Consider the following 6,405-nt stretch of genomic DNA (forward strand, 5'->3'; position numbering starts at 1 on the left):
AAGAGACAGTTTCAGCCGTCGCCAAAACAGGTGCCCAAGCTTATCTGACTTCTGACTGTAAATTCCATCAGTTTCAAGAAAGCCGCGACCGCAATCTCATTTTAATCGATGCCGGACATTACGCTACCGAACGTCCGGCTTGCGATCGCTTAGTGCAAAAATTCCAGTCTTTAAACTTAGACTGGGTGCAATTAAGTCAAAAAGATGAAGATTTCCGCCAGTTTTTTGCTTGATTACTGATGTGTCATTGTATTTTGTCGGTGATTTTTGAAAAAATTGTTGTATTTTAATTCTGTTAAGATATTCAGCTTTTCAATATTGATGCTGAAAATTCCTGTGTCCTTTTAGCTGTGTAATATTTAGAGTGTCCAAAACTCACTCATATCGTGATATAAATCACTGGTTGAGCGTAATACTAATCACACAGTATGAATGTTTCATATCAATTAGTAAGAGAGGAAAATGTTCCACACTAGACCTAATAATTTGCTCACTCTGCCCTAATCAAGATGATTCGCACAATTATTGCATCTGCTTTCCAAACTGGATATCTTAGTGTTGAATCTGAGGGTTTACTCCAGCAGGTGCTAGCCACTAAATGCTATCAGTCAGAGGATTTGCCAGAGCTTGCAGCCTTATACGATGCAGTTCGCGCCGGAAAAATTAAACGAGAAGCATCCTCGTCAAACGTGCTTATAGAATTTCCTTTACCACATAAATCCTCCTGAGACTTCTGGAGTAGAATTTTCTCATGGTCTTTTCCCTCTACTCTTGCCTAACGCTGTTGCCTTTTTTCAGGTTTTTGCCTGAAAAACTCAAAACTATTTGGGTGTTGTTGTTGAAAAGTATCAAGGTCAGCAAGAGAATGAGTTAAGATCAGATACAAGTGGGTAAAAGTAAAGCCAAGTCCCCGGACTTCCCAGTAATGCCAATGATTAAAAGCAGGCAAGTTAAACAACCGCAATCAACGATTGTTTTGGAGTATTCTTTATTACATAATGGTAAGAATGACTCACCAGCAAATATGAACCTGGTTAGGACAGGTACTGAATTGTTCGACTTCTATAGAAGCAGACATTCCTTAGAATAAGCTGGAGGGAGATTGAGTTCATTGTTAGAGCATCTGATTTATGACCCAACATTATCCTGAGATTTTGACAAATAAAAGCAAATCTTGGGATTAGGTTATGAAGCGCACTTGTTCTGAATAGTGAAATTAACCTCTTAAAGGTGTAATGTAATGGGGTAAAACCCAGATTTTTACAGGTTTAACTACGTTGTTTAAAAAGGCAGAAACAGTACATGCTACACCGCAAGATTTATCAACTCTGTTGCGATGGGCGCGAGGTATGTGTTTTCTTGCGGGACCAGCAACGCTGGATTGAACGCGCCCGCATCATAGACATAGAGGGAGATTTAGTGACTCTACGCTATGAAACAGAAGAAGAGGACGAAGTTTGTTCTTGGGAAGAAATGGTTCGCCTCGAGAGCATTGGTGCTGTAACGCAAAAATTGGCTTCAGTACCACGCGGTAATGTAGAACCTCTGATGACTGAAGATTGTCCCGAAGCAGAGCGCATCCACAACCGTTACACTGACTCGAATCCAGAATAAATAATCAGTGCTGAGTGCTGAGTATCGAGTGCTGAGTAATAAATCCTAACTCAGGACTCAGAACTCAGGACTCAGGACTAGATAAACCTTCAAAGGCAGGACAGTAACCTTCGAGAGTTACTTTAAAGTTATACAACGGGGAAGCTGGATTCCAACACCGCTGCCCCCTTTGATGTCGGCAGGTACCACAACAGTCTACATCTGTCCAGGTATAGCGATCGCTGTTTTGGTTGAGTAGTTCTCGTTGAGACAATCCCCTTAATACTAATTCTTCCCCTTGCCAACGAGCTTCGATTAAACCAGTATCGGCAAATTGCCGCCAACGCGAATCGGCAGTAATCACATTGGGTAGGGTGATTGTGATTACTGTTCCTAACTCTGTCAGTTCGCCTTCATAGTTAGTCTCAGGTGCTGCCGGTTGTAAAAATGTGTCGCCGATGGGCAGTTCTACTAAGGTATCAGCCGCCGGAGAATGTACGTGGTAGCGGTTTTGCAACTCCTCTAAGCTAGTCAGGTCTGCCAAGTAGGCAGGAGAACCGTGGACAAAAACGACGTGCTGGGGTCGCAAATTATGAATTAGCTGCGTAGTACCAGGGCCATCGCTATGTTGAGCTAAAAGATAGGTTTCGATAGTGGTGGGTGCTAAATATTCTTTGTTAACTTTTATATCAATTTTTTCTGGTAGGAGAATCAGCCAAGGGCCTGTGTCTAATTGGCAATGTTCGCCTAAATCAGATGTCGAGTCGGTGAGGACAATACAAGGTGACTTGCCTACACTGGGACGATGTTCTGCTTGTAGACGACGCACGCGGGGACGTACCCGTTCATCCCAAAATAAGGGTTGGTGGCGGGCGAAGTTCTGCACCGATGGGGGGAGATGGGGTAACAGTTCTAGGTATGCATCGCATCCAGTGGCGACAGCACCATCTACCCAGATATCTAAATCTCGTCCGGTGAAGTGGTGATGCGATCGCAAGAGCATTAATAATTCTTGACCCAATCCTAAAGCCGGGGTGGGAAGAATTACAGAACAATGGTCGGCGATCGCTCGATTAATTCGCTCGGCTAGTTGATTTTCTTGGTTGCGGCGGTGAGGATGACGGGATGTGCCATAACTACCTTCAATAATTAGCACATCTAAATCTAAACCCCGCAGTTCCTCTAAACGCAAACCTTCTACTAGTCGGGAGTTCGATAAGAAAAAGTCTCCTGTATACAGTAGCTTGTAAGTACGCTGCTGGGTGGTATAGGTGAGGAGAATTGCTACTGCTCCTGGTAAATGTCCTGCGGGAAATAATTCTGCCACCAAACCATCTTGAAATTCCACTGGCGATCGCAATGGCAAGGCATGACAAAATTGGGAAATTTTCTCAGGGTCTTCGTCTAGCCAATTCAGCGGTAGTAACTTGCTAGTTACCTCACTACCATAAATAGGTAACTTGGGAAAAGCTGTATGCAGCGCCAGTAAACCTTTAGCATGATCTGGGTGAGCGTGACTAATCAAAACTAAATCTGCTGGTAGGGGCAAACTAGTTCCACGTCCCGATTTAGTAAGCCCCTTAGCCAGCGATGAAATATCCTCCAAACCACAGTCCAACAGAATGCGGTGTGGCCCCATTTTCACCAATAAACACACGCCCTCGTTGTCATGCTGGACACTATAGGGCAAACATTCTAATTCACTACCCCCTTCCGCAGCATCTACGCGAGAGGATGCCGATAGATTATCCCTCATGCTCTCCTCCCCTCAAACCTGATCGTCATGGACATATCCCAAAAGCCAAAAGTTACACAAATTTTGGTTTTGTGACTTAGGGGTAAGTTTTATCATGCGCCCCTACACCCTGAGAATACGGATTTTTGATTGGGGAGGACGCCTGCACCGAACCCGCACTGGTTCGGAAAGGTGGGCTAACCAGAAGCCATCAAACTAGTAGCTCAGGGAGTTTGCCTCTGGTTTCTTTTCCCTTTACAAGTTTTGAGCGCTCTTAGCCAACTCACCCTCCGGGAAGTCGATCGAGCGTCTACAGATTTATCTCAATGTGCGGAGCCATTGCCATGATAATTATCTGAATCATAGAATCCATTCTTCGTGCCAAAAAATAAGCACGAAAGCGTAAATATAACTGTTAATCCAGCTAGAATCAGCTTTACATCCATTTGTCTGCTGCCCTTTACTCAAAGACTTTCCTATATTAATTTAGTGCTTCCGCAATCAAACGGAATCACTAGAAAATCTTTACTATGCTTATATGGATTGGGCAATAGGTAAATTTACCACAATCAGTCAGATTGTAGAACCTTTCGGTCAAGCTGTCTATCTAGATGTAAAGCAATATGACAACGAGCAATCGTCTACAGCCCGGAAAAATCCTCATCTAAAATCTGCTCAATCGAAAAAGGAGAAACGGTGGGATATTCACTTTTTTGGGGTATGCGAATCCCAAACTTAGCCAGTTTAGCTTCTTTAATGGCTAGCTTGCGAACATCTGGGTAGGCTTTTTCCACAGCCTCAACCAGAAAACTTTTTAGAGAAGGAGTATCTGCCAAATTATTCAGAACTCGCTGACGATGTTCCAGTATTGAGCTATACCAGCTTCCTTTTATGCTATCGGGGACATCATGCTGAACTCGCAACTTGAGTAAATGCGCTAATAAAATTGTCAGATTGCTTTTGAGGGCATTTTTTTCTGCCTTACCCAAATCAACTAGTTCCTCAATCAAATGCTCAATATCCAACGCCTCAAATTCATGATTTTGTAACTGTTGAATGGTTTGCTCAATCCATAATTGCAAATCTTGATCGTATAGCGGGTTAGGCATTTTTCAGATCAACTCCTAGTTACTCACTCGATCGTAGCGATGAAAGCGATCGCACTTAGAGCCAAGGCGAATAGAATTGCTCGCGGTACAGTGCATGAACGCGGCTACACAGGTATGAATAACGGATTATCTAGTTCGCAACAATTGCACAAAGGTATTACTCACCGTGTTGTCTTTAGTATCCGCCGCGTATTGAATCAAATCTTCCCGCAATCGTGCAAACCCTTGGGTAGGTTCCCAGGCTTGGGCAAAGATGTTGAGAGTTTTCACACCGCGATCGTGGTTTAATGAAGCAGGAATTGTTTCCCTGTTAGGGAAGCCCAGCCATGTAAGTAGGGTTTTGACTTCTTCAGTGCCGCCACCCAAGAAATAGGTTAAAAATCGCCACCGTGCAAATTCTGATTGACCTGCATAATAAACGTTATCCAGAATTACAACAATATTATTTAGGTTGAGTTGTTCTATCTTTCCCAATGCCTCTGCTGCACTGGAACGAACAATTGAGTCAACGGATTTATCCTTGAGGATTTTGGCAGCTTTCTGGGCAATATCTTCTGGTTTCTCAAATAGTGATTTCAAATTTTGCAAATCATATTCATTAAATTTATCAAAAGCGAGTTGCTTAACTTCGTCATGTCCATCATCAAGGGCGGTTAATATACCGTTAATCTGCCACGCTTGGGGCTTGGGTTTGGGGGTTTCTTTGGCACTAACCCAAAATAGACATAGGAGGAAAGTCAGGAGTAGGGTGAAACAGAATAGGAAAAAGAGCGAGAGCTTGCGAGTGTACCGGGGTATGGTCAGCATAATTTGGTGCAAGGCGGTATATTACACGCGGCTATCGGTATAATACCAAGCTTGCAATTCCTAATTCCTGATTAAGCAAGTTAGGTTTTCTTTGGGTTTTTAGGTTTGTATTTGTGGAAGCTTCCCAAATTTTGAAATTTACTATTATGGTGCGTTCAGATAGGAATAAGAAAATCAAGAAACGAACCGCCTTCGCGCAGCGTCTCGCAGAGAAGAACGCCAAGGACGCAAAGTAAGAGAACAGACTTGATGTTGATTTTTGCTCATGAGTATTAAAGACTCGCTCACGAGTATAAAATACTCATCCATGAGTATAAAAGACTTGCTCACGAGTATAAAATACTCATCCGTGAGTATAAAAGACTCGCTCACGAGTATAAAAGACTCATCCGCGAGTATGAAAGGCTCCCTTGCGAGTATGAAAGACTTGTTTACAAGTATAAAAGACTCTCCCACGAGTATCAAAGACTCGCTGACGAGTATAAAAGACTCTCCCGCGAGTATTAAAGACTCATTCACTAGTTGAGCAAGCAGAAAGGGGGAAAAAAAAGGATTTGCATCTACCTTTAACTTTTCCCCTTTCACTCTTCCCCTATCTCTGGCAAAGTTTACAGCCTATGAATCAGAAGCAGCTTTAGCAGGTTTACTTTTTATAGCTTTAAACCGTTCCCCTAACTGTTCGGCAATAGTTTTTAACCCTGGAGTTTTCTTAGCAGCAGTCTTCACGTAATCATAAACTGTCAAACTGCTACCCATTGCTTCGCTACCGACTGCCATTAGGGTATCATCTACCTGTTCTGTCAGTTGTTGCAGTTTAATCAATAGTTCGGTAAGCGTTGCAGCTAATTGATAATCCCGCACAAACTCATCTACATCAAAGCTGGCTGGTAAAATGTCTCGGTTAGACTGGGCAGCAGTTAGGCTAGTGTTGACAAAAGCTAGGCTTTTATCGCCCATCTTAAATAACTTGCGTCGTTCTTCCACGCTCAGGGTAACGAGAAAAGGCATCTTTGCTTGAATAGTCGCAAAGGCTGCTTTAATTTCTTGGATATCTTCTGGGGAAAGGGAAGCGGTAATGTTTTGGTAAGCCATTAGATATTTACTCAGGTAAATCTGTTTGTTATGATTCCCACTGGTAAATGCGATCGCACAGTATTTAAG

The 6,405-nt window shown here is 43.0% G+C and carries 7 protein-coding genes; 3 read left to right on the plus strand and 4 right to left on the minus strand.

Annotation, left to right across the window (positions count from 1 at the left end):
• The 3 genes from IQ229_RS08800 to IQ229_RS08810 all read left to right on the plus strand — a co-directional run.
• Positions 1-233 (plus strand): Nif3-like dinuclear metal center hexameric protein (locus tag IQ229_RS08800; RefSeq protein ID WP_194042967.1); only part of this gene is annotated, 233 nt, incomplete at its 5' end.
• A 276-nt stretch (positions 234-509) separates the two neighbouring features.
• Positions 510-728 (plus strand): hypothetical protein, encoded by a 219-nt coding sequence (locus IQ229_RS08805; protein ID WP_194042969.1) that lies wholly within the window; start codon positions 510-512, stop codon positions 726-728.
• A gap of 574 nt (positions 729-1,302) precedes the next feature.
• Positions 1,303-1,614 (plus strand): DUF6679 family protein, encoded by a 312-nt coding sequence (locus IQ229_RS08810; protein WP_012408115.1) that lies wholly within the window; start codon positions 1,303-1,305, stop codon positions 1,612-1,614.
• Positions 1,615-1,678: 64 nt separating this feature from the next.
• On the opposite strand, the gene IQ229_RS08815 is transcribed toward IQ229_RS08810, so the two are convergent.
• The 4 genes from IQ229_RS08815 to IQ229_RS08830 form a co-directional block, all read right to left on the minus strand.
• Entirely contained in the window at positions 1,679-3,349 is a 1,671-nt protein-coding gene (locus IQ229_RS08815; RefSeq protein WP_194042971.1) for an MBL fold metallo-hydrolase, read from the minus strand.
• A gap of 620 nt (positions 3,350-3,969) precedes the next feature.
• Positions 3,970-4,437, minus strand: coding sequence for a DUF29 domain-containing protein (locus IQ229_RS08820; RefSeq protein ID WP_194042973.1), 468 nt, complete (start codon positions 4,435-4,437; stop codon positions 3,970-3,972).
• A 126-nt stretch (positions 4,438-4,563) separates the two neighbouring features.
• Entirely contained in the window at positions 4,564-5,244 is a 681-nt protein-coding gene (locus IQ229_RS08825; protein ID WP_228013316.1) for a hypothetical protein, read from the minus strand.
• A 615-nt stretch (positions 5,245-5,859) separates the two neighbouring features.
• Positions 5,860-6,336, minus strand: coding sequence for a hypothetical protein (locus IQ229_RS08830; RefSeq protein ID WP_194042976.1), 477 nt, complete (start codon positions 6,334-6,336; stop codon positions 5,860-5,862).
• Positions 6,337-6,405: the final 69 nt, after the last annotated feature.

This window comes from Nostoc cf. edaphicum LEGE 07299 (assembly GCF_015207245.1).
Classification (GTDB): Bacteria; Cyanobacteriota; Cyanobacteriia; order Cyanobacteriales; family Nostocaceae; genus Nostoc; species Nostoc edaphicum_B.

What these genes read in the sequence shown, in the direction of transcription:
- IQ229_RS08805 (WP_194042969.1), top strand. Translation starts at nt 510, where the DNA reads ATGATTCGCACAATTATTGCATCTGCTTTCCAAACTGGATATCTTAGT.
- IQ229_RS08810 (WP_012408115.1), top strand. Translation starts at nt 1,303, where the DNA reads ATGCTACACCGCAAGATTTATCAACTCTGTTGCGATGGGCGCGAGGTA.
- IQ229_RS08815 (WP_194042971.1), bottom strand. Translation starts at nt 3,349, where the DNA reads ATGAGGGATAATCTATCGGCATCCTCTCGCGTAGATGCTGCGGAAGGG.
- IQ229_RS08820 (WP_194042973.1), bottom strand. Translation starts at nt 4,437, where the DNA reads ATGCCTAACCCGCTATACGATCAAGATTTGCAATTATGGATTGAGCAA.
- IQ229_RS08825 (WP_228013316.1), bottom strand. Translation starts at nt 5,244, where the DNA reads ATGCTGACCATACCCCGGTACACTCGCAAGCTCTCGCTCTTTTTCCTA.
- IQ229_RS08830 (WP_194042976.1), bottom strand. Translation starts at nt 6,336, where the DNA reads ATGGCTTACCAAAACATTACCGCTTCCCTTTCCCCAGAAGATATCCAA.